Genomic DNA, 22,181 nt, shown 5'->3' with positions numbered 1-22,181 from the left:
CCTTTGTCACTGTGCCTCTGCCGGCGCGCATGTCAGTTCCGGGCGCCGGTGCTTTGACGGCAGGTTAGCCCAGTTCCGGCCCTTGCGCAAAGGCGGGATCATCCCGGCGGCCTTGTTCCGCCAGCAACAGGTCAAGCATCGGCGAAATGTCCTCAACCGTCCCGGCAATCACATGGGGACGGAATGCGCCCGCTGCAGCCGGCCGGTGACGCGCAAGAGCCGGCCGGAGATCACCGCACGGTGGAAAGCCTCGTAAATCTTACGCCTGACGATGACGTTGGCGATGCCGGTTTCATCCTCAAGCGTGACAAAGATCACCCCTTGGCGGTGCCGGGGCGCTGGCGCAGGATCACCAGCCCGGCGACGGTGATGCGGGCGTCCTGGAGCGGTTCCTGCAGCCGGGCAGCCGGGCGGCGGGCAGGCAGTGCGGCGGGCGCGGCCAGGGCTGTGAACTGTGCCCGTCTGCTGCGCAGGCCGAGGCAGAGGTTGGAGCGAGGGCGGGAGCTGGCATGAGGAAAACGGCTCTGCAGTTGAAAAATATCCGACGTGAACGAATAAAGAACATCCACTCAAAAAGTCCAGCTGCGGCAGGGCGGGGTCGCAATTGGGGGTGGCACCGGCGCAGGGGCTTGGCTACACAGTCGCGCAAGTACCGGAAAAGGGAAGAGAGCTGACAATGGCAAAGATCACTTACATCGAGCACAACGGCACCAGCCATGTGGTGGACGTCGCCAACGGGCTGACCGTGATGGAAGGCGCGCGCGACAACAACATTCCGGGCATCGAGGCCGATTGCGGCGGCGCCTGCGCCTGCTCGACCTGCCACGTCTACATCGCGCCGGACTGGGTCGAGAAGCTGCCCGCCAAGGACGACATGGAAGAGGACATGCTGGATTTCGCCTTTGAGCCGGATCCTGCCCGCTCGCGCCTGACCTGCCAGATCAAGGTGAGCGACGCGCTGGAAGGGCTGGTTGTGCACATGCCCGAAAAGCAGATCTGATGACCGCGGGGGCAGCGGCGCGGCGTCTGAGGATGCGCGCCCGGCCCCGTTCCGCCCGCCGCGCATGGCGGGCGTTGTGCCTGGGGCTGGCCTTGGCTGGCCCTTCTGCACTGGCGGCTGAGGACAGGGTGGTCTCGGCGCGTTACGGCGATCCCACCACCCGCTACGGGCACGGTGTGCTGGGTGATGATGTGGAATACGGGACGCTGGTGCTGACCGTAGAAGGCACGGATGAGGTCGGGCTTACTAACAAGACGGTCCACCGGAAGTCCAAAATTCTAATCCGCCTGCCGCAGGATCATGTGTTCGAGGACACCGCGCCGCGGCTGGCGGATGTGGACGGCGATGACAGCCCCGAAGTCCTGGTGGTCGAAACCGATGTGGCGCAGGGTGCCCAGCTGGCCATTTATGACGCGCGTGGGGAGAAAATTGCCGCTACTCCGCATATTGGCACCCGCAACCGCTGGCTGGCCCCAATTGGCGCCGCGGATCTGGATGGCGACGGGTATGTGGAGGTAGCCTATGTCGACCGGCCGCACCTGGCGAAAACCCTGCGCATCTGGCGGTTCAAGGACGGCGCGCTGACTGAAACAGCCAGCCAAGCCGGGCTGACCAATCACCGGATCGGCCAGGGCTTCATCACCTCCGGCATCCGCAATTGCGGGCAGGGACCGGAGCTGGTGACGGTCAGCGGTGATTGGCGCAGGATCATCGCATCCCGTCTGCAGGACGGCAGGATCGCCAGCCAGGACATCGGCCCTTTCGGTCAGGGAACGCGTCTGCAGGCCGTACTGGCCTGCCGCTAGGCGCTGCCCGCGCCGCGCCCAACTGGGAAGCGCATCTGCAAGAGTGGGCTGGAGCAGGCGGGAATGCTTGCCGCCTCTGCCGCCCGGAAAGACAGGCTTGCTGCACCGCGTCCAACCCGGTTTTTGCGCGGTGTTTCATATTTATTCATCACCTTTAGTTATGTTGCCCCTGACGAACGGCGCCAGGCGGCTATCTGTCTGGGCCGGTTTTACAGGAGACAGGCGCGTGAGCTTTACACCCTATGTGTTGGGCACCGGTATCAGCGGGTGGACCTTCCTGCAGCGGACCCGCGACCAGCAGCAGGAAATTTATGAGAAATCGCCGGTCATCGACCGGACGGTGCAGGACTTCAATCAAAAAATCACCAGCATTCAGACATCGGACGAGCTGCTGGATGACTACAATCTGCTGACCGTGACGCTGGGCGCCTTTGGCCTGGACGAGGATATCGGCAACAGGGCGTTCATCAAGAAAGTGCTTGAATCCGACGTCAGCGACTCGGGATCTTTTGTGAACCGGCTCAACGACGTCCGGTATCAGGCGCTGGCGGCCACCTTTGGTTTCAACAATCCGGATGGACCAACGCTTCCCTCTGCCAAGGGTGGCGCTGAATTTGCCAGCGTCGCCTCGCCGGATGATTTGCTGGCAAACGGCACCCTGCTGCGCAAGGCGCTCGGCAATGTCGGAATGGAGGGGTTTGAGAACAACCCGTTCTTTTTGCAGAAAGTTCTGGAATCCGACCTGGAAGACCCGGCCTCCTTTGTAAACAGGCTGAGCAATCCGAAATATGCCGAGTTTGCCCGGCAATTCAGTTTCAATGCACCGCCGGTGTATGAAAACAGCATTCAGGCGCTGGTCGGGGAGTTCAATGACCATGCCGAAGGCCTGGCAAGCGCGGATGATCTGCTGGAGGATAAGAATCTTCTGCAAGCCGTCATTGAAACCTTCGATCTGGAAAGCTCCAACCCCGTTTTTCTGCGGCGCGTTCTCGAATCGGATACAACCGATCCAGATTCCTTTGTGAACCAGCTGGAGGACACAAGGTATCTTGCGGTTTCAGAGGCCTTTGCATTCGGCTGGCCGGATATCAATGAAATGACCGACCCGGATGAGCTGTTGTCAAACTCGGAGGTGCTGGAGCATGCGCTGGACACATTCGGCCTTCTTGGCAGGGACGAGGCCGAGCTGCGTCAGATTCTGGAATCCGACCTGTCAGACCCGAACTCCTATGTGAACCAGCCGGAAAATGCTGCCTACTATGACTTTGCTGATGCGTTCCAGAACGGCTGGCCGGATCATGTCAGCAAGATGCAGGTGTTTTCCAATGAGATCACGGACAAATTGGGCACCTTCTCCGATCCAAGGGAGCTGGTCTTTGATATAAGCTTGTTCAATGCGACGCTGGACATTTTTGGGCAAAGCAAACGGAGTTTGGAGTTTGACACAGTGATTCGCGTCTTTGAATCTGACCTGTCGTCCAGCACGTCATATGCAAACTTGCATTATGACTCGGGCCTGAAAGCCATGGCGCATGCCTTTTCTTTCAACGAGGGAGAAACCAGCCGGGAGTATCCCGAAGGCTTTGCCGAGCAACTTTCAGAGCTTTACACCACCCGCCAGTTTGAAATTGAGATCGGCGAGAGCGATCAGAACATGCGCCTGGCGCTGGCCTTTGAGCGCGAGCTGCAGACCGTTGCTGACGCAGGCGGCAGCGAAAACGCCCATTGGTACGGCATTATCGGTTCGCCGCCGCTGAAAACGGTTTTTGAAAGCGCGTTGGCGCTGCCGTCTGGTTTCGGCCAGCTGGATGTGGACAGGCAGGTGGAGGAAATGAAGGAGCGTTCGTTTGCTGCATTTGGAACCACCCATCCTGCAGATTTTCTCGAAGCCGGAAAACTGGATGAATTCCGCAACAGGTTCCTGATGCTGGCGGATCTCAACGCACCTTTGAACACAGGCGTCAGCGATCCGATTTTGTCGCTGTTCTGACCTAGCGGATGAGTCTTGGCCTTATGAACGGCCCAGGCACTGCCCGGCTTTGAGGTCTGGCGCTAAAGCGTCATGCGCATGGTGATGTCCGTCACCCTGTTGTGACCGGGATGGGAGCTTTCTGCGGTCTTGACGAATCCCAGCCGGGCGAATGCACGGTGGTTTTCCACCAGTTCGATCCTCGTCTGCAGCTCAAGCGCAGGCAGGCCAAGATCGCTGGTGCGCCGTGCCGCCAGATCCACCAACTGCCTTGCCAGGCCTGACCCGCGGTACGCCTGATCGACTGCCAGTTTGCCCAGATACAGGCAGTCCGCCTTTGGTGTCAGAAATATGCAGGCCACAGGCGGGCTGCCGGCAGCCCAGATCTCGCCGCCGGCCTCACAGTGATCTTTCATTCGATCCACCGTCAGCCGGTGCATGGAAGAGGGCGGATCAATGCGCCCGTCCATATAGGCAAAGCTGCGCCGGATCAGGGCCAGCACGTCGGCAAGCCGCGGATCGTCAGCATTGATCCGGCGGGGCAAATTCATAGCTGGGTCTCCCTGAGGGTGGGCCGGAAATACTCCCGGCTGGCCAATAGCAGAAGGCAAGCCGTGCAGACGGTATGTGAGGCTGTTGGGAGGGAATGGCAGCTTCCCTGCAGGTGCTGACCTTTGCCGCCTTGGACAGTTCTCATCGTGTCACTGCATCTCGCTTCTGATTGAAGTCCAGAATACCGCAATGCACTGGCTAGGGATACCGCCGGCTGGTGGAACAATGGCCGGCCGGGCAATGCCGCCGCGCCGGGCGCATTTGCGCCCGGCCACGCCCAACTAAGACTGTCAATCTGCGATTGACTGGAAACAGACGGGAGAGCCGCCGCCGGGACAGACGCTCAACCCAGCGCGCGCCAGCCGATGTCGCGGCGGAAGAAACCCTGCGGCCAATCTACCCCGTCCACCATTGCATAAACGCGGTCGCGGGCCTCTTGCAGGGTTTCACCGCGGGCGGTCACGTTCAAAACCCGGCCGCCGGCTGCCAGAACCTTGCCGTTTTCCGCTTTGGTGCCGGCGTGGAAGACCATGTTGCTGCTATCCTCGGGCAGGGCCTTCAGCCCCTTGATTTCCGAGCCTTTTTGGTAAGACCCGGGATAGCCCTCAGCCGCCATCACCACCGTGATTGCATGATCGTCGCCCCAGTTCACCTGCGCCTCGCCCAGACGGCCTTCAGCCGCGGCATGCATCAGGTCCAGCGCCTGCGCGCCAAGCCGCATCATCAGCACCTGGCATTCCGGATCGCCAAAGCGGACGTTGTATTCCACCAGCCGCGGCTGCCCGTCCTTGACCATCAGGCCCGCATAGAGCACGCCCTGATAAGGCATGCCGCGCTCAGCCATCACCCGCATGGTGGGCTTCACGATTTCTTCCATCGCGCGGGCCTCAACCTCTGCCGACAGCACCGGCGCCGGGGAATAGGCGCCCATGCCGCCGGTGTTGGGGCCGGTGTCGCCTTCGCCTACCCGTTTGTGGTCCTGGGCAGAACCGATCGCCAGCACATCCTCGCCATCGACCAGCACAAACAGTGAGGCCTCTTCGCCTTCCATGAATTCCTCGATCACCACCTCGGCGCCGGCCCCGCCAAAGGCGCCGCCGAACATATCGTCGATGGCGGCGATGGCCTCTTCTTCGGTCATGGCGATGATCACGCCCTTGCCGGCCGCCAGACCGTCGGCCTTTACCACAGTGGGCGCGCCGTGTTCGCGCACATGCGCCTTGGCAGCCTCTGCCTTGGTGAAATGGCCATAAGCGGCGGTGGGCGCTTTGGCTGCGTCGCAGACCTCTTTGGTAAAGCTCTTGGAGGCTTCCAGCTTCGCCGCCGCTTCCGACGGGCCGAAGACCAGCAGGCCTGCCTCGCGCAGGCGGTCGGCCACTCCTGCGGCCAGCGGCGCCTCCGGGCCGATGATCACGAAATCAATGGCGTTTTCCTCGGCAAACCCGGCTACCGCGCCGCCATCCTCGATATCAAACGATGCGCAATCGGCGATCTGCGCGATGCCGGCATTGCCCGGCGCCACGATCAGCTTGTCGCATTTGGGGTTCTGCATCACCGCCCAGGCCAATGCATGTTCGCGCCCGCCGCTGCCAAGGATAAGGATGTTCATCTGCGTCTTCTCCGATCTGCCTGAGCCGAGAGGCGCCCCGGTCCTGTCCGGGGCTTGCCTTGCTTGCGGCGGGTTCTATGCTGCGCGCGAATTCAAAACAAGACCAGCCTCAAGCCGCAGGAGAGCAGCCCCGCAATGTCCGACCTGTTTGACGACCCGCAACCGGGGCAGAACGCGCCCGAATTCACCGTCTCGGAAATCTCCGGCGAGGTGAAGCGCACGCTGGAGGGCACCTTCGGCCGCATCCGGGTGAAGGGCGAGGTGGGCCGGGTGTTCAAGGCGCGCTCCGGCCATTTGTATTATGACATCAAGGACGACCGCTCGGTGCTGGCCTGCACCACTTGGAAAGGGCAAGTGGCGGGTCTGTCGGTGGTGCCTGAGGAGGGGCTGGAGGTTGTCGTTACCGGCCGGCTGACGGCATTCGGCGCCCAATCCAAATACAACATGAATGTGGATGAAGTCGCGGTTGCGGGCCAGGGCGCGCTGATGGCGCTGCTGGAGAAACGCAAGAAACAGCTGGAGGCAGAGGGGCTGTTTGCCTCCGAGCGCAAAAAGCCGCTGCCATATCTGCCACAGATCATCGGGGTGGTGACGTCGCCCTCAGGCGCGGTGATCCGTGATATTCTGCACCGCCTTCGCGACCGGTTCCCGCGCAAAGTGCTGGTCTGGCCGGTTGCGGTGCAGGGCCAGAACTGCGCGCCGGAAGTGGCGCGCGCCATCGAAGGATTCAACCGGCTGACGCCGGGCGGCGCGCTGCCGCGGCCCGATCTGATCATCGTCGCCCGCGGCGGCGGTTCGATCGAGGACCTGTGGGGGTTCAACGAGGAGATTGTGTCGCGGGCTGCCGCCGCCTCGCAGATCCCACTGATCTCAGCCGTGGGGCATGAGACGGATACGACGCTGATTGATTTTGTCTCTGACCGCCGGGCGCCGACCCCGACGGCGGCGGCGGAACTGGCGGTGCCGGTACGGCTGGAACTGATGGCCTGGGCCGAGACCCAGGGGGCGCGGCTCACCCGTGCCGCGGGGCAGGCGGTTCAGCTGGGACGCCAGCGGCTGAACGATCTGGCCCGTGCATTGCCCAAGCCCGATACCCTGCTGGAAACCCCGCGCCAGCGGCTCGACCGGATATCCGACCGGTTACCGGGCGCGTTGATCAGCGGTGTGCAGCGCCGCCGAGTGCATCTGAGTGAAACTGCCGCCAGCTTGCGCCCTTCCACCCTGCGCCAACTGGTGCAAGGGCGCCGCGACCGGTTGCAAAACCTGTCCTCCCGTCTGACCCTGCGCCCGATCCAGCGCGAGATCACAGCCCGCAACGACGCGTTGGGCCGTCTTTCGCAACGCCTGGATGCCGCGCAATCGCTGCGTCTTGACCGTCAGCGCCAAAGCCTCTCCGCCGCAGGCCGCCAACTGGAGATCCTCAGCTACAAGGCTACGCTTGAGCGCGGCTATGCGGTGGTGCGTTCGGGCGCGGAGATCCTCACCACCAGGGATGCAGCAGCCAAGGCCGGCCCGCTGCAGATCGAATTTGCCGACGGCACGCTGGATCTGGAGGAGGGCACTGCTGACTCAGCCGCCAAGACCGCCGCGCCGAAACCGCCCGGCGGCGGCCAGGGTTCGCTGTTCTAGCCTGAATACTCATTGCGCCGCAGTCGGCCTCAGACCCCGACGTCAGGGCCGTAGCACAGCATTTCCTCGCCGATGTCTTCGGCCTCGTACAATTCGGTCGAGGCTGGGTCATCCTCAAACCGGGCGGTCAGCCCGCCGGGGGTGAGCTCAAAGCTCCAGCACTGCGGATCGCCCCTGTTTTCATAGATAAAACAGATCCGGCCTGCGTCCTCGTACCAGATGCCCTCCTGGCATCTGCCGTCCAGAAAAGACCAGATCACCCGCCGTCCGGGCAGGTAGCGCTCCACCCCGTACATGCTGCCGCCGAAACCGTAAAACAGGGTGCGGCCCTGGGTGTAGCGGTCGAATTGCTCGGCGTTCAGCGGCTCGGCAGCCTGCAGCGGCCCATTCAGGGCGGCAATCAGGGGAATCATCATCAAACAGCGCATGGGCTCACTGTGCCAGAGTGTCCGGGTCCCGGCCAAGGGAAACACAACGGGCGCAAACAGGCCGCAAAGCGGAGCGGCGCTGCCAAGCTCCCGTTTGGTCACCTTTGACCCGGCGGGTGTCTTGCGGCCAACTGGCGCAAACGGGCAGGGGGCAGGAACGTGATGATGCAATGGACTGCAGCAGGGGCCGTGCTCTGCGCCGCCGGGTATTTGTTTTTGACCGTGCAGTCGCCCGGTATTCTGCGCAGCCTGGCAAAAACCGCGGCGGTTGCGCTTCTGGCTCTTGGCGGCGGGCTGGCGGGGGCGCCGCTGCTGCTGGTGCTGGCGCTTGGCCTTTGCGCGCTGGGCGATCTGTTCCTGTCGCGCAACGGCGAAAGCGCCTTTATGGCGGGGGTGGGGGCCTTTGCCGCAGGGCATCTGGCTTATGCGGCGCTGTTCCTGACCCGCCCGGACAGCGACCCTGTGCGGGTCATGCAAATGCCGGCTGCAGCGGTTGCCGCCGTGCTGCTGGTGCTGGGCCTGATCATGATACGCGTTCTGGCGCCGCGGGCGGGGGCGCTGAAAGCGCCGGTGCTGGCCTATATCCCGATCATTCTCGGCATGGGGGCGGCAGCGCTGACCCTGCCGTTTGGCACTTGGGTCTTTGCTGCCGCCTGTGCCTTTATGCTGTCGGACATGATCCTGGCAGCGGAAACCTTTGTTCTGAGCGAGGAGCACCCGCTGCGGCGGATCACGCCATATGCTGTCTGGGTGCTGTACTGGGGAGCGCAAGCCGGGTTTCTCGCTGCATTTTCCTGAACCCGGCGGTGCCTTGCGCTTTGCACTCCGGGTAAATCCGCATTAGGTGAGGTACAAACCCTTTTGCGGAGACCAAGATGGCGTTTTTCTCAAAGCTCAAGGAACGGCTGTTCAAATCCTCCTCCAAGCTCGAGCAGGGGCTCGATGCAATTGTCGAGGAGGGGGCCGAGAGCGGTGCGGCTGAAGCCCTGGCAAAGGCCCCGGCAGTGACGCCGGAGCAGCCCGCCCCGGCACCTGTTCCGCAGCCGGAAGCTGTTGCCGATCCGGAGCCTGCGCCCGAACCTGAAACCGCGCCTGCGCCGCAGCCGTTGGCGGCGCCCGAGCCTGCCCCCGCGCCGCAGACTGCACCGGAGCCTGAGAAAAAATCGCCGGGCTTGCTGGGCCGTCTGATGGGCCGCACCGCCGCCGCCGAGCCGCGCCGGGCGCTGGATGACGACATGCTGGAGCAGCTGGAAGAGCTGCTTATCGCCGCCGACATGGGCGTGGACACGGCGCTGCGGGTGACTGCCAACCTGGCCGAGGGGCGGATGGGCAAGAAGGTCTCCAGCCGTGAGATCAAGGAGCTTCTGGCACAGGAAGTCGCCCGCATCATGGAACCGGTGGCGAAGCCGCTGCCGATCTATGCAAAGCGCCCGCAGGTGGTGCTGGTTGTGGGGGTCAATGGCTCCGGCAAGACCACCACCATCGGCAAGCTGGCCAGCCAGTTCAAAGGCGCGGGCAAGAAGGTGGTCATTGCCGCAGGCGATACATTCCGCGCTGCCGCAGTGGAGCAGTTGCAGGTCTGGGGCGACCGGGCCGGGGTGCCGGTGCTGACAGCACCCGAAGGCTCCGACCCGGCCTCGCTGGCGTTCGATGCCATGACCAAGGCGCAGGAAGAGGGCGCAGATCTCTTGATGATCGACACCGCGGGCCGTCTGCAGAACCGTGCGGATCTGATGGAAGAGCTGTCGAAAATCGTTCGCGTGATCCGCAAGAAGGATGAGACCGCGCCGCATAACACCCTGCTGGTGCTGGATGCGACCACCGGGCAGAACGCGCTGTCACAGGTGGGTACCTTCCAGAAGCTGGCGGATGTTTCCGGCCTGGTGATGACCAAGCTCGATGGCACCGCCAAGGGCGGCGTGCTGGTAGCTTTGGCCGACAAATTCGGCCTGCCTATTCACGCCATCGGGGTGGGCGAGCAGATCGACGATCTGGCGCCGTTTGATCCGGAAGAATTTGCCGCAGCCCTGACCGGCCTGGAAAAGACCTGATCCTGTCTTCATCTGGCTAAAAATATCCCCGGGGGCAGGCAGCCCCCGGCGCTCTCCTCCCGCGCAAAGGCATTTGATTTGAGCGATTGGCTGATCTCCCTGGAGGGCACCGAAGCGGGGCATCAAGCCGCGCTGTTTCTGGCCATCTGGGCGGCTTTCCTGCATGCGGTCTTTGGCGCGCTGCAAAAGGGGCGCCATGATCCCTGGCTGTCGCGCGGAGCGATCGACTTTTCCTACTGCGTGATGGCGGCGCCTTTTGCGCTGTTCGTGGTGCCCTGGCCGGAGCCGCATATGTGGCTGATTTTCGCTGTCGCCTGGGGGATCCACGTCTTCTACAAGCTGTTCCAGGCGCTGGCCTATACCAAGGGCAGCTACACCGTGGTCTACCCGGTGGTGCGGGGCACCGGGCCGCTGTTCACGGTGATCGGCTCCTTCTTCCTGTTCGGCGAGGTATTCACCCCGGTGCAATGGCTGGGGGTGGCGGTGCTGCTGGCGGGGATCTTCGGACTGGCGGGGTACAACTACCGCTATTTGACGGTGAACCGCGACACGCTGGGAATTGCACTGGGGCTGGCGGTGGTCACCGGGTTGTTTGTGGCCGCCTACACCACATATGACGCCTATGGCATCCGGGCGACGGCGGATCCGTTCACCTTCCTCGCGTGGTTCTTCATGATCGACGGGCTGGTGTTTCCGGTGATTGCCTTCACCCGTTGGCGGACCATGCCCGCGCGGCCGGCGCCGGGGCCGCTGATGGTCCGGGGGGTCTTTGGCGGGCTGGTCGCCTTTGCGTCCTTTGGCGCGATCATGCTGGCCACAAGGCTGGACAAAGTGGGGGAGGCGGCGGTGCTGCGCGAGACCTCCACAGTCTTTGCAGCCCTGATCGGCTGGCTGGTGCTGAAGGAAACTGTGGGGCCGCGCCGGATTGCCTTGATGGCTTTGATCGCGCTGGGCGCCGTGATAGTGGAAATGGGCGGCTGAGACCGCGCGCAGAACTGACAGGAGGCCCCATGGCCGCAAAGAAGATCAACCCGACCCTGAAGATGCTGTTGGAACTGGGCCCGGTCGTCCTGTTCTTCATCGGCTATCTGAAGCTGAAGGATGAGGTGTTTCTGATCGGTGGCAGCGAGTATCAGGGCTTCATCGTCATCACCGCAGCGTTCATTCCGCTGATGGTGGCGTCCACGCTGGCCTTGTGGAAGCTGACCGGGCATCTGTCGCGGATGCAATTTGCGACCCTGGTGCTGGTGGTGCTGTTCGGCGGCATGTCGGTGTGGTTCAACGACGACCGCTTCATCAAGATGAAGCCGACGATGCTGTATCTCTTGTTCGGCGGCTTGCTGGGCATCGGCCTGTTGCGTGGGCAGAGCTGGCTGAAGGTGGTGATGGAGGAGCTGATGCCCTTGAAGCAGGAGGGGTGGATGATCCTGACCCGGCGGATGTGCGCGTTCTTCTTTGGCTTGGCGGTGGCGAATGAGTTGATTTGGCGGACCCAGAGCACCGAGACCTGGGTCTATTTCAAGACCTTCGGCCTGCCGGTGGCGATGTTCGCATTTTTTATGGCTCAAGGGCAGCTGCTGCAGAAATTCGGGCTGGAGGAAGAAGCTGGCCCGGCGGAGTAATCGGCGGCCGTCAGCGGAGGGCTCCCGCGCCTTGGCACCTCATCAGAGATGAGATGTAAAGCCTTGGGCCGGGCAGCGCACCTGCGGTGCGCTGCAGGTGCGCATCCGGCTAACGTTAATTGCCAAACAGCACCTGCTGGGCCTTGGTATCCGACCGGTCGCTGCGCAAGTCCGCATGCAGCGCGCGGCCAGCGATCACGCCGGGACGGGACCACATCAGATCCAGCCAGCGGGCCAGATGCGGCTTGTCTTCCAGTGTTTGCTGCTGGCCTTCCCACAGTGAGGCCCAGGGCCAGATCGCCATGTCGGCAATCGTATAGCCTGCTCCGGCCACATAGTCATTCTCCGCCAGCTGCCGGTCCAGCACGCGATAAAGGCGGGCCACTTCGCTGCGGTAGCGGTCCTTGGCATAGGGCAGATCCTGGGCAGCGTATTTCAGGAAGTGATGTGCCTGGCCCGCCATCGGGCCGACGCCGCCCATCTGCCACATCAGCCATTGATCCACCATCAGCCGCGCGCGTTCATCCGCGCCATAGAACCGCCCGGTCTTGCGGGCGAGGTATTGCAGGATGGCGCCGCTTTCGAACAGCGGGACCGGCGCGCCGTCCGGCCCGTCCGGGTCGATAATCGCGGGCATCCGGTTGTTGGGAGAGATCTTCAGGAAATCCGGTGCGAACTGATCGCCCTTGGTGATGTCGATCAGCGTGGTCTCATAGGGCAGGCCCATCTCCTCCAGCGCGATGGAGATTTTCCAGCCGTTCGGCGTGGGCCAGTAGTGGAGCTGGACCGGATCCTGCATCTGTTTCCTCCGTCAGGTTACCCGGCCACAGGAACACGGCGGGCGCCGGGTGGGCAAGAGGCGTCTGCCCTCACTCGGCTGTGACCGTTTTGGCCCGGGCGGCTTGACTGGAGCCTGTAACATCCGGCGTGCCCGGGCATCGCATTGCGGCGAAAGCCATCTTGCTTGCTGCGCGTCCGAAACGCATAACCTTCGACGCTTCGCGGCAGCCGTTTCCAGGGCGAGCCGGGTGCTGAAGATCAGGTGACGCCCCACCATCGCAGGGTCTGCGCATAGTGATGCTGGATTGCGCTGGTTGCCGCGTCAGCTTCGTGGCGTTCAAGGGCGTCTATTATGGCGAGATGTTCCTCCATAGCCGATAGGATCCGGTCCTGGAGGAAAGGGCGGGCGTTCTGGATAATGGCAGTCCGCATCCGGTTGGCTGCATACGCGGCCGCCAGCTGGGGATTGCCAAGTCCAGCGGCCAGGAAGTCATGCAGCGAGAGGTCAACTTCTATGGCGCCCTCCGGTGTGCTGCTGGCCTCGCTCCGCCGCGCGGCGTCGCGAAAGGCCTGATGCCGGTCCCGAAGTGCATCCAGGCCGGTCAGATCATCGCTGGATATCCGCCGCCGTGCTCCCTCCTGGTCCAGCACCATCCGGAAGTCGAGGCAGTCGCGGATCGTTTCGGGGCGCGCCTCCATCACCTGGATCCCGCGCTTCGGCAAAGTGATCAGCAGGCCTTGCGAGCTGGCGTGCTTTACCGCTTCGCGGACCGCGGACAGCGGGAAGCCGAGCATGGTAACAAGCTGAGACATCGACAGAAACTGCCCGTCGCGCAGCTGCCCGTTGCGCAGCGCCGCCGACAGGGCTTTTTGCGCCTTCACCGCCAAAAGCTGAACATCTTGAGACTGGGTCATCCGGCTGTCCTTAGCGGGCATTACCTCCGGTTTCAATAAGGTGCTATCTGAAATTCCTAACAGACTGCCACATAGAATACCTGCTAACATGTTAGTTGCAAGTTTAGATTGCCGCGCTGTTTGGGAGGGGCACGAAGCCGCCAGCCGCGGAACAGCATCAGGGAGGAAAAAATGACTGCAACAGACGATGTGCATATCGCACACGGGGGGACACTCGACCCCGAAGGCAATGCGCTTAACCCCGTTGGCAGCGACGAAAAAACATGGGGATGGTTCGCCATCTTCAACATCTGGGCCAATGACGTGCAGTCGCTGTTCGGCTATTCGCTGGTGGCGTCGCTGTTCATTTCCTATGGCGTCGGCGGCTGGACTGCCTTTGCGGCCCTGATCTGCGCCGGGCTGTTCGTGATGTGGATGGTGAATCTCTCCGGTGCAGCGGGCGAGAAATACGGCATACCCTATCCGGTTCTGGCGCGCGCCAGCATGGGGACCCAAGGGGCCAAACTGCCGGCCATTCTGCGCGCAACGGTGGCGGTGTTCTGGTACGGGGTCCAAGTCTACTTCGCCTCAACCGCGCTGGCGCTGCTGATCCGCTCGCTCACCGGTGCCGCTGGCGGCACCGAAATTCTCGGCCTTACCAGTATCGACTGGCTCTCCTTCGTGGTCGTCTGGGGTTTTCATATCCTCATCTTCTGGCGCGGCATGAGCTGGGTGGAAACCTTTCTCAATATCGCGGGCCCCTTCGTGTATCTGGTGATGATCGGCCTCGTCATTGTGCTTTGGCAGCGTTCGGACGGTCAGTTGCTCACCGCCACGGCCACGATCTTTGCCAACCCCGAAGGCACCTATTGGAGCGAACTCAAAGGGTTTATTGCCATAGTCGGCACCATGGTGGCCTATTTTGCCGCCGTGATGATCAACTTCAGCGACTTCTCGCGGTATGCCAAGGACAAGCGGGCCATGGTCTTGGGCAACTTTGCCGGGTTGCCGTTCAACATGATTCTGTTCTCGGCCCTGGCCTTGCTGACCACCGGCGGTGCGGCTGTCGTCTTTGGTGAAGAGATCATCAATCCGACCGAGATCGTTGAGCGGACCGACAGTGTGCTGCTGGGTATCATTGCCGCAATCACTTTCTTTGCGGCGACTGTCGGCATCAATCTGGTCGCCAATTTCATCCCGGCGGTGAATGGTATTGCCAATCTGGCCCCCGAAAGGATCAGCTTCCGCAAGGCTGGTCTGATCACCTCGCTGTTTGCGCTGGTCATCGGCGGCTTCTGGAGCAGTTTCATCAGCCAGTTCGGCATCAGCGGCTTCGTCAACACGCTCGGCGCGACGCTGGCGCCGATCTTCGGCATTATGATCGTCGACTACTATCTGCACCGGCAGGAGCAGCTGAACGAAGACGACCTCTACAACATGGAGGGCGGCATCTACCACTATGACAACGGCTGGAACAATGCCGCGGTCAAAGCCTTTGCGGCGGCGGCCATCTTCTCGGTCGCGACTGTCTGGGTTCCGTGGTTCGCGTTCTTGTCCGGCTTCAATTGGGTGATTGGCGCAATCCTCGGCGGACTGGCCTTCAACTTCTTTGCCAGGCATCAGGCAAAAGCCTGAGGGTATTCCGAGGCTGAGGCCGGTGGAGTTGGGTGTTCCACCGGCAAGCTGTCTGACACTACTTGCAGCAAGCACGACCCTGTGATTACGTCGGACATCTGGGCTGTCCCGCTGCCGGTCAAGGAACGGCCAGCCCTGCAACCCAGGCCGAGGATGCGGGCTCCAACATGGAGGTTCAGACCGTTTGCTGGGCAAGTCATCCGGCCTTGCAGGCCGTATTCGGCCTTGCATGACCGGGCTTTTCTGCTGTATTCCCGCGTAATCCTTCCCGGTGCCTGGACCATCCAAATGGCCCCAGGCAGCCAAGTTCGCCAAAGCATGCCGCAAGGCTTGAAATTCAGCTTTCAGGCATGCCCAAGCGGGGAGGGAGGAGAGGCGTTAGGGTCGTGGCAAAGATCCTTCTAGGGAAATGATCAGTGTATTGTTTTCTTTAGGCCGTATAAATCCTGAGGGTTGCCGCCTTGGGCGTGCGTGATTTGTTACCGGATTGCGGGCCACGTAAAACATTCCCGCTAAAGAGGTCAGGACGTGAAGGACCCCCTTTCGCTTGGCCGATTGGGGTTTTTTTATGCGCGATTGGCGCGAGGAGACAGAAGATGAGCGACAACTGGAACAGCCGTACCAAGCTGGTTCACGCAGGCACCCGCCGCAGCCAGTACAACGAGGTGAGCGAGGCGATCTTCCTGACCCAGGGCTTTGTCTACGACAGCGCCGAGCAGGCTGAGGCGCGGTTTATCGAGACTGGCCCGGATGAGTTCATCTATGCCCGCTACGGCAACCCCACTGTCGATATGTTCGAAAAGCGCATCGCGGCGCTGGAAGGGGCCGAGGATGCCTTTGCCACCGCCTCCGGCATGGCGGCGGTCAACGGCGCGCTGACCTCGCTGGTGAAGGCAGGGGATCACATCGTGTCGGCCAAGGCGCTGTTCGGCTCCTGCAGCTATATCCTGGCGGATGTGCTGGGCCGCTTCGGGGTCGAGGTGACGTTCATCGACGGCACCGATCTGGAGGCCTGGCGGGCAGCTATGCGCCCGGATACCAAGGCCGTGTTCTTTGAAAGCATGTCGAATCCGACGCTGGAGGTGATCGACATCGCCGCGGTTGCGGAGATCGCCCATTCGGTTGGCGCCACGGTGGTGGTGGACAACGTGTTCTCGACCCCGGTGTTCTCGAATGCGATCAAACAGGGCGCCGATGTGGTGATTTATTCTGCCACCAAGCACATCGACGGCCAGGGCCGGGCGCTGGGCGGGGTAGTGCTGGGCACCAAGGACTACATCCGCGGCACGCTGGAACCCTATATGAAACACACCGGCGGCTCGCTCAGCCCGTTCAATGCCTGGGTGATGCTGAAGGGCCTGGAAACCCTGTCGCTGCGGGTCAATGCCCAGGCCGAAACCGCGCTGAAGATTGCCGAGGCGCTGAACTGCCATCCGGCGCTGGAGCGCACCATCTATCCGGGGCTGAAAGATCATGCGCAGAACGCGCTGGTGCAGAGCCAGCTGGGCGGCAAGGGCGGCACTGTGCTGTCGCTGGATCTGAAGGGCGGCAAAGAGGCGGCGTTCAAGTTCCTGAATGCGATGACCATCCCGGTGATTTCCAACAACCTGGGCGACGCCAAGTCCATCGCTACCCATCCGGCGACCACCACCCACCAGCGGCTGACTGACGAGCTGAAGGACGAGTTGGGTATCACCCCGGGCCTGGTGCGCTTCTCGGTCGGACTGGAGGATGCAGATGATCTGATCGCCGACCTGGCGGCGGCGCTGGAAGCCTCGCAGGCCTGAGAGGCTGCCGGAAAGCCGCTTCTTTCTGGCCGAAAATACTCTCGGGGGTGAATTGAGCCGTAGGTTTAAGAGGGGGCTGTCTGCCCCCTCTCTTTTTTCACATTTCCCAGGGGAAACTGTCGAGCCGCACCGGGCCATCCGCGGTGACCAGCACCTGGGTTTCCAGCTTGATCGACTCGGATCCCTTTTCGCCGATCAGGCTTTCGATGCAGATCACCATGTTTTCTTCGAACCCGCCGCCGTGGGCGCCGTCGAAGTCCACATGCAGCGGCACCACCGGCCATTCATCGGCCATGCCGACACCATGGGCCGCCAGTGAATACCGGTAGGGCTGATAAGGCTCCGGGATTTGCCAGCTCCTGGCGTTGAACTCGGCAAAGCTGAGGCCGGGCTGCAAGAGCGCCATGTTGTGGTCGATCTGCTCCCGCGCAGCCGCATACAGACGTTTCTGGGTATCGTTCATCGGCTGATAGCCGCAGGTCCAGCTGCGCGAGAGATCGGCGCAGTAGCCGTAGGGGCCGATCATGTCGGTATCGAAACTGATCATTTCCCCTAGATGGCATTCGCGCTGCGAGCATTCCCTGTACCAGGGGTTGGTGTTGGGGCCGCAGGTGAGAAGCTTGGTTTCCAGCCATTCGCCGCCTGAGCGCGCATTCTCGAAATGTAGATGCGCCCAAAGCTCCTGTTCGGTCACGCCGGGCACCGAATGCTCATAAATCCGCGCCATGCCGGCCTCGCAGACGCGGATGGTCCAGCGCATCAGCTCGATTTCATCCGCCGATTTGATGGCGCGGGCGGTCTCGGTGATTTGGCCGCCATCGATGACTTGGATGCCGTGCTCCGACAGGGCATGCACGCCCTCGGGCTCCATCCGGTCGACGCCGAGGCGCAGGTTTCCGCCACCGTGTTGCTTGATCTGATCCGCGATCTCTGCGGCCCAGGGGGCAAGGCGGTCCGCGGCCTTGTCGCCGGCGCACATGAACATCCAGCCGATGGCGTTGCGGATCTCGTCAATGCCGGGCAGCCCGTCGTTCAGATGCTCGCAGCCCTTGAATTCGAACATGATGCCAGGGCCGTCGTTCAGGATCAGCGCGTAGCGGATCGGGTTGTGGGCGGTCCAGATCGACATGTTGGAACAATCAAACGCATAGCGGATGTTGACCGGGTCATAGAGCAAGAGGCCCGCCACGTCCTGACGCGCCATTTCATCGCGCAGCCGCTGCAAGCGGTACGCTCGGGCGCGGTCCAGAACGTCCTGGCCCAGCGGTGACTTCAGCGGTTTGTCGGCGCCTGAGGCATTCAGGAAGGTGCGTTTGCGTTCGTCCTTGAAGATGGCCAGTTCCGTCATGACGCACGGCCATAAAAGCCGATATTTTCCTCGTCTGAGAACCGCACGCCCGGGTTTTCGTAGAAGGTGAAGACGGCGATCACCCGCGTCTTGTCCCCTTTGACGGTGCCGACGCGGTGGGGAGAGTTTTTGCCGCGGAAGATATTCAGCGTGCCCGGCGCCAGGGTAATTGAGCGCATGTTCGGGTCCGCGCCGGCCAGCAGCCGCTCGACACCGCTAAAATTCGGATCGTTATCCGTGCGCAACTCCGGGCTGTAAATGAACTCCCCGCCTTCATCCGGCGCCTGCAGTAGCATGGTGGTGGTGAATTCAGACCGGTCGAAGTGCCAGTTCAACGCCTGCTCGGCGCCATAGGACATGATGTTCAGCCGCGCCAGCGGGTCGTCCATGGTGTAAAGCGCAGGTTTGTCCATTGTGGCGGCCAGGAACTGCGCAAAGGGAGGCCAGTCGTACAGGCGCAGCACCGGTGAGCCTTGGAACTGGTCGGCGCAGAGGGTGAAGTTCGAGGTCTCGACCTTTTGCAGGGCAGGGTGGTCCGGGGCCAGGCCTTCGACGCTGTCCTTGAAATAGATATTGTGCCAGCGCTTGTGGTGGAAGCTTTCGGTCTGAAACTTGCCCTTCAGCGCATCGGCGGCGCCCTGGGCCACTTCCGGGTTCATCAGCCCCTCCAGGCTGAACATGCCGCCCTCGGCCAGCTCGGCGCGGCAGCGGTCCACTAGCGTTTGCCATTCCGGGGTGCCCGGGCGGTCGAGCGGGTAACGGTCGAGATCAAGAATGTCGCGCATGGGGTGTTCCTTAGGGTCTTTTGAGCTTTTCCCAAGACTGCGCTCCGGGCGGGGTTCTGACCACTACAAAATATCTTGGCGAGCATAAGATTTTCTTGCACTGTGCTGTCATGAAACTGCCGCCCCTCAATGCCCTTCGCGCCTTTGAGTGCGCTGCCCGCACCGGGAGCTTTTCGGCTGCCGGGGCGGAGCTGGGTGTCAGTTCGGCAGCGGTGTCGATGCAGGTGAAGAACCTGGAGGAGTGGCTGGGGCTGAAGCTGTTCACCCGCCGCGCAAACCAGGTGCGGCTCACGGATGCCGGGCGTGACTACTACCAGAAGGCGGCGATGTCGCTGGCGGAGATTGCCAGTTTCACGGAAGCACTGACCGAAGGCGGCGCCCGGCGCCCGCTGGTGATTTCGGCAACGCCAGCGCTGGCGCAGCTGTGGCTGCCGGAGCGGCTGAAGGCCTTTGCCAGGCTGCGGCCCGATGTGCCGCTGCGGCTCAGGATCGAGGATGACCGGATCGACTTGGAGGCGGAGGGTATTGATGCGCGGCTGACCTATGGCGGCGAGCATCCGGAGCACCGGACGCAAGCCCTGTTCACGGATCAAATGGTGCCGGTCGGCATGGGCCCGCAGATGGACATGCGGACGGCGCCGCTGGTGGAAGTCAGCTGGGGCGAGACGGTCTCCTCCGTGCCGGGCTGGCGGCAGTATTTCGGCCAGCACGGGATTGCGCGCGAAGACACGGCGGTGGCGGTCATCGGGCAGTCTGTGCCATCGGTGGTGGCGCTGGTGCAGGCGGGGCTGGGAATTGCGCTGTTGCCGACGCAGGTCGTGGCCGGTGAAATCCGGGCGGGCAGGCTGCACCGGCTGGACGGGCCGGTGCTGGAAATGCCGCGGCCCTATGTGCTGGTCACTGCGCATTACAAGTCGCGTTCACGCCGCCTGCGGACCCTTGCGGAGGTGCTTGGGGTCCGTTAAGGCGCCGGTTCTGCCGCAAATGGCGGATCCGTTTTGAAAATTGCCGCGTAACAGTATATGAGGGTGGCCTGCCGCACCCTATATGGGCCGTATCACTGGGGGAAACGCCGATGAACATTCATAACCGCGACGCTGCCGAGGCGCCGGACCGCGAAGCTGCGGCTGCTGCGCTGGATGTGCTGCGGGCCTGGGCCGGCACTGTGACCGAGACCGAGATCGCCGAGCTGGACCCGGCCGTGGCGCGGTTGCTGCCGGGCCGCGAGGTGGGCAATTACCCGGAACTTTCGCGGCAATACCCCGAGGGTTTCAAATCCGACGAAGCCTACCGCGCGACGCTGCCTGACCTGCAGAACGGGCCGACCAGCCTGATCCGCGGCGCCAAGGAGCAGATCCAGCATGTGGGGATCTCCAACTTCCGGCTGCCGATCCGCTTTCACACCCGCGACGACGGCGACCTGACCCTGGAAACCAGCGTGACCGGCACCGTGTCGTTGGATGCGGGCAAGAAGGGCATCAACATGTCCCGGATCATGCGCACCTTCTACAAGCACGCGGAGCGCACCTTCAGCTTTGAAGTGATGGCATCGGCGCTGGATGACTACCTGAGCGATCTGGACAGCCCGGACGCGCGCATCCAGATGCGGTTCTCCTTCCCTGCAAGGGTGGAAAGCCTGCGCTCGGGCCTCAGCGGCTATCAGTATTACGATTTTGCGCTGGAACTGGTGGACCATGACGGTGTGCGTGAGAAGATCATGCACCTGGACTATGTCTATTCCTCGACCTGCCCGTGCTCCTTGGAGCTGTCGGAGCATGCCCGCCAGTCGCGCGGCCAGCTGGCAACGCCGCATTCGCAGCGGTCGGTGGCACGGATTTCGGTTCAGTCTGTGCCGGGCAGCGATTGCCTGTGGTTTGAGGATCTGATCGAGCTGTGCCGCAAGGCGGTGCCGACCGAGACCCAGGTGATGGTCAAGCGCGAGGACGAGCAGGCCTTTGCCGAGCTGAACGCCGCCAATCCGATCTTTGTGGAAGACGCGGCGCGGCTGTTCTGCGAGGCGCTGCAGGGCGACGCGCGGATCGGCGATTTCCGGGTGGTCGCCAGCCACCAGGAAAGCCTGCACAGCCATGACGCCGTCAGCGTGCTGACCCAAGGCCCGTTGTTCAAGGCGATGAGTCTCGATCCGAAACTGTTTTCGACCCTGATCCACCAGGGGTAACTTGCCGGGCTGACGTGCCCGGTTTGAAGGCAGGCACACGGCTGACCTCCTGTAATTTCTGCGTTGCCGCATTTTTTGTGCTGCTGTGCAGCGAAGCATGGTAATATCCAGGCTGTCGCCTGGAGGATTCTCCAGGTGTTGTGGGGAGCCGTTGCGCATGGGGCAGGGAACTTACACCCGATTGCCGCTGCTGCAGGCCCGGATCAGCTCCGGTGCCGCGCCTCTCCTTCTTTTGCCCGGCCGCAACACGAACAGGCAGGGTAAAACCGGTGCATGAAGTAAGGAGTATCTGATGAGCAGTTTTCACCAGCATGGCGCATTCTCAGCCTTGGCGCATGAATGGGCAGGCTATACGGCAGGCACGCAGCTGAAGCTGTGGCGGCAAATGACCGAAGCAGTGATTGCGACGCCGATGGGGCAGATGCGGGCCGCGCATTCCTTGTTTGAATTGCAGCGGACAATCCTTGGCCTTGCGGTGCCGCAGCCGGCATGGCAGAAAACTGCAACGCCGCAGAATGCGCAACCGGCAGCGCCTGTGAAAGAAAGCACATTGGTTTCGCCCGCAGTGAAAGGCACGCAACCGCCCGCCGGGCAATCAGACGCAAAGCCTGCTGCTAAAAGGAAGGCGATTGCCAGAAAACCGGCAGTGCGTAAGACCGCGGAACAAAGGCCGGCCGCGCGGGCTGCTGCAGGAAAGGCCGCTGGTGAAAAAACCGTGCCAGCCGAGGCTGCAGTTGCGACGCCGGAAGTGTCAAAGCCGGTGGCGGTGAAAGCAAATCAGGCAAAGGCAAGCGCAACTGGAAAGCCGGACACAGATGCGGCTGCGGAGCCAGCTGCAGTATTCCGGGGATCCGCCGCCAGCCGCCGCAGCCCGGAAAAACAACAAAACACGACGCAGTCTGCCGCAGTGGCGGCGGTGACAAAGTCATTCGCTGTGAAAACGCCCGTTCCGGAAACAGAGCCTCTGGCCGCCAAACCAGCGCAATCAGTGAAGGCGGCGCCAGGAAAACGCCCGCGCAAGCCGTCCAAGCCGCGGAAGATGCCCGCGCGCAACGCAGGCAAAGCCGGTGAGAGCAAGGAATAGCGTCGCAGGCTTGACACTTAGCG

At 62.4% G+C, this 22,181-nt stretch carries 20 protein-coding genes, 1 pseudogene and 1 riboswitch; of the genes and pseudogenes, 13 read left to right on the top strand and 8 right to left on the bottom strand.

The genetic code is table 11. The features are described from left to right. Positions 1–64 precede the first annotated feature (64 nt). A pseudogene (locus AQUI_RS28670) lies at positions 65–511 on the bottom strand (OB-fold nucleic acid binding domain-containing protein). Positions 512–676: 165 nt separating this feature from the next. Here AQUI_RS28670 and AQUI_RS0122875 point away from each other — a divergent pair. The 3 genes from AQUI_RS0122875 to AQUI_RS0122860 all read left to right on the top strand — a co-directional run bounded on the left by AQUI_RS0122875 (position 677) and on the right by AQUI_RS0122860 (position 3,796). After that, complete coding sequence (locus tag AQUI_RS0122875; RefSeq protein ID WP_027259601.1) at positions 677–1,000, top strand: 2Fe-2S iron-sulfur cluster-binding protein; 324 nt, start codon at positions 677–679, stop codon at positions 998–1,000. Next, entirely contained in the window at positions 1,000–1,806 is an 807-nt protein-coding gene (locus AQUI_RS0122870) for an FG-GAP repeat domain-containing protein (protein ID WP_027259600.1), read from the top strand. Before AQUI_RS0122875 ends, AQUI_RS0122870 begins: the two co-directional genes overlap by 1 nt. Before the next feature lie 226 nt (positions 1,807–2,032). Next, positions 2,033–3,796, top strand: a complete 1,764-nt coding sequence (locus AQUI_RS0122860) for a DUF1217 domain-containing protein (RefSeq protein WP_027259599.1) — start codon at positions 2,033–2,035, stop codon at positions 3,794–3,796. A gap of 62 nt (positions 3,797–3,858) precedes the next feature. Here the strand turns inward: AQUI_RS0122860 and AQUI_RS0122855 are convergent, their stop codons facing one another. Both AQUI_RS0122855 and purD read right to left on the bottom strand, forming a co-directional pair. Then, a complete protein-coding gene (locus AQUI_RS0122855) occupies positions 3,859–4,326 on the bottom strand; it encodes a GNAT family N-acetyltransferase (RefSeq protein ID WP_027259598.1) in 468 nt (155 codons plus the stop codon). Between the two features lie 344 nt (positions 4,327–4,670). After that, positions 4,671–5,936 (bottom strand): phosphoribosylamine--glycine ligase, encoded by a 1,266-nt coding sequence (gene purD / locus AQUI_RS0122850; protein WP_027259597.1) that lies wholly within the window; start codon positions 5,934–5,936, stop codon positions 4,671–4,673. Positions 5,937–6,071: 135 nt separating this feature from the next. On the opposite strand from purD, the gene xseA reads away from it, so the two are divergent. Further along, entirely contained in the window at positions 6,072–7,565 is a 1,494-nt protein-coding gene (gene xseA, locus AQUI_RS0122845) for an exodeoxyribonuclease VII large subunit (protein WP_027259596.1), read from the top strand. 29 nt (positions 7,566–7,594) lie between these two features. On the opposite strand, the gene AQUI_RS0122840 is transcribed toward xseA, so the two are convergent. Further along, a complete protein-coding gene (locus AQUI_RS0122840; protein WP_035920454.1) occupies positions 7,595–7,981 on the bottom strand; it encodes a hypothetical protein in 387 nt (128 codons plus the stop codon). A 174-nt stretch (positions 7,982–8,155) separates the two neighbouring features. Here AQUI_RS0122840 and AQUI_RS0122835 point away from each other — a divergent pair, with 174 nt between their 5' ends. The 4 genes from AQUI_RS0122835 to AQUI_RS0122820 all read left to right on the top strand — a co-directional run bounded on the left by AQUI_RS0122835 (position 8,156) and on the right by AQUI_RS0122820 (position 11,666). Next, the gene (locus AQUI_RS0122835; RefSeq protein WP_027259594.1) at positions 8,156–8,791 is read left to right on the top strand and encodes a lysoplasmalogenase; all 636 of its coding nucleotides are present in this window, start codon (positions 8,156–8,158) and stop codon (positions 8,789–8,791) included. A 77-nt stretch (positions 8,792–8,868) separates the two neighbouring features. Then, positions 8,869–10,044, top strand: coding sequence for a signal recognition particle-docking protein FtsY (ftsY, locus tag AQUI_RS0122830; protein WP_027259593.1), 1,176 nt, complete (start codon positions 8,869–8,871; stop codon positions 10,042–10,044). A gap of 78 nt (positions 10,045–10,122) precedes the next feature. Then, positions 10,123–11,025 carry a DMT family transporter gene (locus AQUI_RS0122825; protein ID WP_027259592.1) on the top strand — a complete coding sequence of 301 codons (903 nt, stop codon included), beginning with the start codon at positions 10,123–10,125 and terminating at the stop codon, positions 11,023–11,025. A 29-nt stretch (positions 11,026–11,054) separates the two neighbouring features. Beyond that, positions 11,055–11,666, top strand: coding sequence for an inner membrane-spanning protein YciB (locus AQUI_RS0122820; protein WP_027259591.1), 612 nt, complete (start codon positions 11,055–11,057; stop codon positions 11,664–11,666). 115 nt (positions 11,667–11,781) lie between these two features. Here AQUI_RS0122820 and AQUI_RS0122815 read toward each other — a convergent pair whose 3' ends face one another. Together AQUI_RS0122815 and AQUI_RS0122810 are read right to left on the bottom strand one after the other, a co-directional pair. Further along, positions 11,782–12,465: a glutathione S-transferase N-terminal domain-containing protein gene (locus AQUI_RS0122815; RefSeq protein ID WP_027259590.1), complete on the bottom strand. Its 684-nt coding sequence runs from the start codon at positions 12,463–12,465 to the stop codon at positions 11,782–11,784. Between the two features lie 239 nt (positions 12,466–12,704). Further along, positions 12,705–13,361 carry a GntR family transcriptional regulator gene (locus tag AQUI_RS0122810; RefSeq protein ID WP_027259589.1) on the bottom strand — a complete coding sequence of 219 codons (657 nt, stop codon included), beginning with the start codon at positions 13,359–13,361 and terminating at the stop codon, positions 12,705–12,707. A gap of 171 nt (positions 13,362–13,532) precedes the next feature. On the opposite strand from AQUI_RS0122810, the gene AQUI_RS0122805 reads away from it, so the two are divergent. After that, complete coding sequence (locus AQUI_RS0122805) at positions 13,533–14,975, top strand: NCS1 family nucleobase:cation symporter-1 (RefSeq protein ID WP_027259588.1); 1,443 nt, start codon at positions 13,533–13,535, stop codon at positions 14,973–14,975. 457 nt (positions 14,976–15,432) lie between these two features. Further along, positions 15,433–15,512: riboswitch (SAM riboswitch) on the top strand. A gap of 59 nt (positions 15,513–15,571) precedes the next feature. After that, complete coding sequence (gene metZ / locus AQUI_RS0122800) at positions 15,572–16,762, top strand: O-succinylhomoserine sulfhydrylase (RefSeq protein ID WP_027259587.1); 1,191 nt, start codon at positions 15,572–15,574, stop codon at positions 16,760–16,762. A gap of 97 nt (positions 16,763–16,859) precedes the next feature. Here metZ and AQUI_RS0122795 read toward each other — a convergent pair whose 3' ends face one another. Beyond that, a complete protein-coding gene (locus tag AQUI_RS0122795; RefSeq protein ID WP_027259586.1) occupies positions 16,860–18,110 on the bottom strand; it encodes a M24 family metallopeptidase in 1,251 nt (416 codons plus the stop codon). Next, positions 18,107–18,895: a HalD/BesD family halogenase gene (locus AQUI_RS0122790; RefSeq protein ID WP_027259585.1), complete on the bottom strand. Its 789-nt coding sequence runs from the start codon at positions 18,893–18,895 to the stop codon at positions 18,107–18,109. The genes AQUI_RS0122795 and AQUI_RS0122790 overlap by 4 nt, the downstream gene beginning before the upstream one ends. 110 nt (positions 18,896–19,005) lie before the next feature. Here AQUI_RS0122790 and AQUI_RS28665 point away from each other — a divergent pair, with 110 nt between their 5' ends. The 3 genes from AQUI_RS28665 to AQUI_RS0122775 all read left to right on the top strand — a co-directional run bounded on the left by AQUI_RS28665 (position 19,006) and on the right by AQUI_RS0122775 (position 22,158). Beyond that, entirely contained in the window at positions 19,006–19,860 is an 855-nt protein-coding gene (locus AQUI_RS28665) for a LysR substrate-binding domain-containing protein (RefSeq protein WP_051371965.1), read from the top strand. Positions 19,861–19,970: 110 nt separating this feature from the next. Further along, positions 19,971–21,074 carry a GTP cyclohydrolase FolE2 gene (gene folE2 / locus AQUI_RS0122780; protein ID WP_027259584.1) on the top strand — a complete coding sequence of 368 codons (1,104 nt, stop codon included), beginning with the start codon at positions 19,971–19,973 and terminating at the stop codon, positions 21,072–21,074. A gap of 292 nt (positions 21,075–21,366) precedes the next feature. Next, positions 21,367–22,158: a hypothetical protein gene (locus tag AQUI_RS0122775; protein ID WP_027259583.1), complete on the top strand. Its 792-nt coding sequence runs from the start codon at positions 21,367–21,369 to the stop codon at positions 22,156–22,158. Positions 22,159–22,181: the final 23 nt, after the last annotated feature.

The sequence above is a fragment of the Leisingera aquimarina DSM 24565 genome (assembly GCF_000473165.1).
Classification (GTDB): Bacteria; Pseudomonadota; Alphaproteobacteria; order Rhodobacterales; family Rhodobacteraceae; genus Leisingera; species Leisingera aquimarina.
This window is presented reverse-complemented; position numbering and strand designations above follow the sequence as displayed.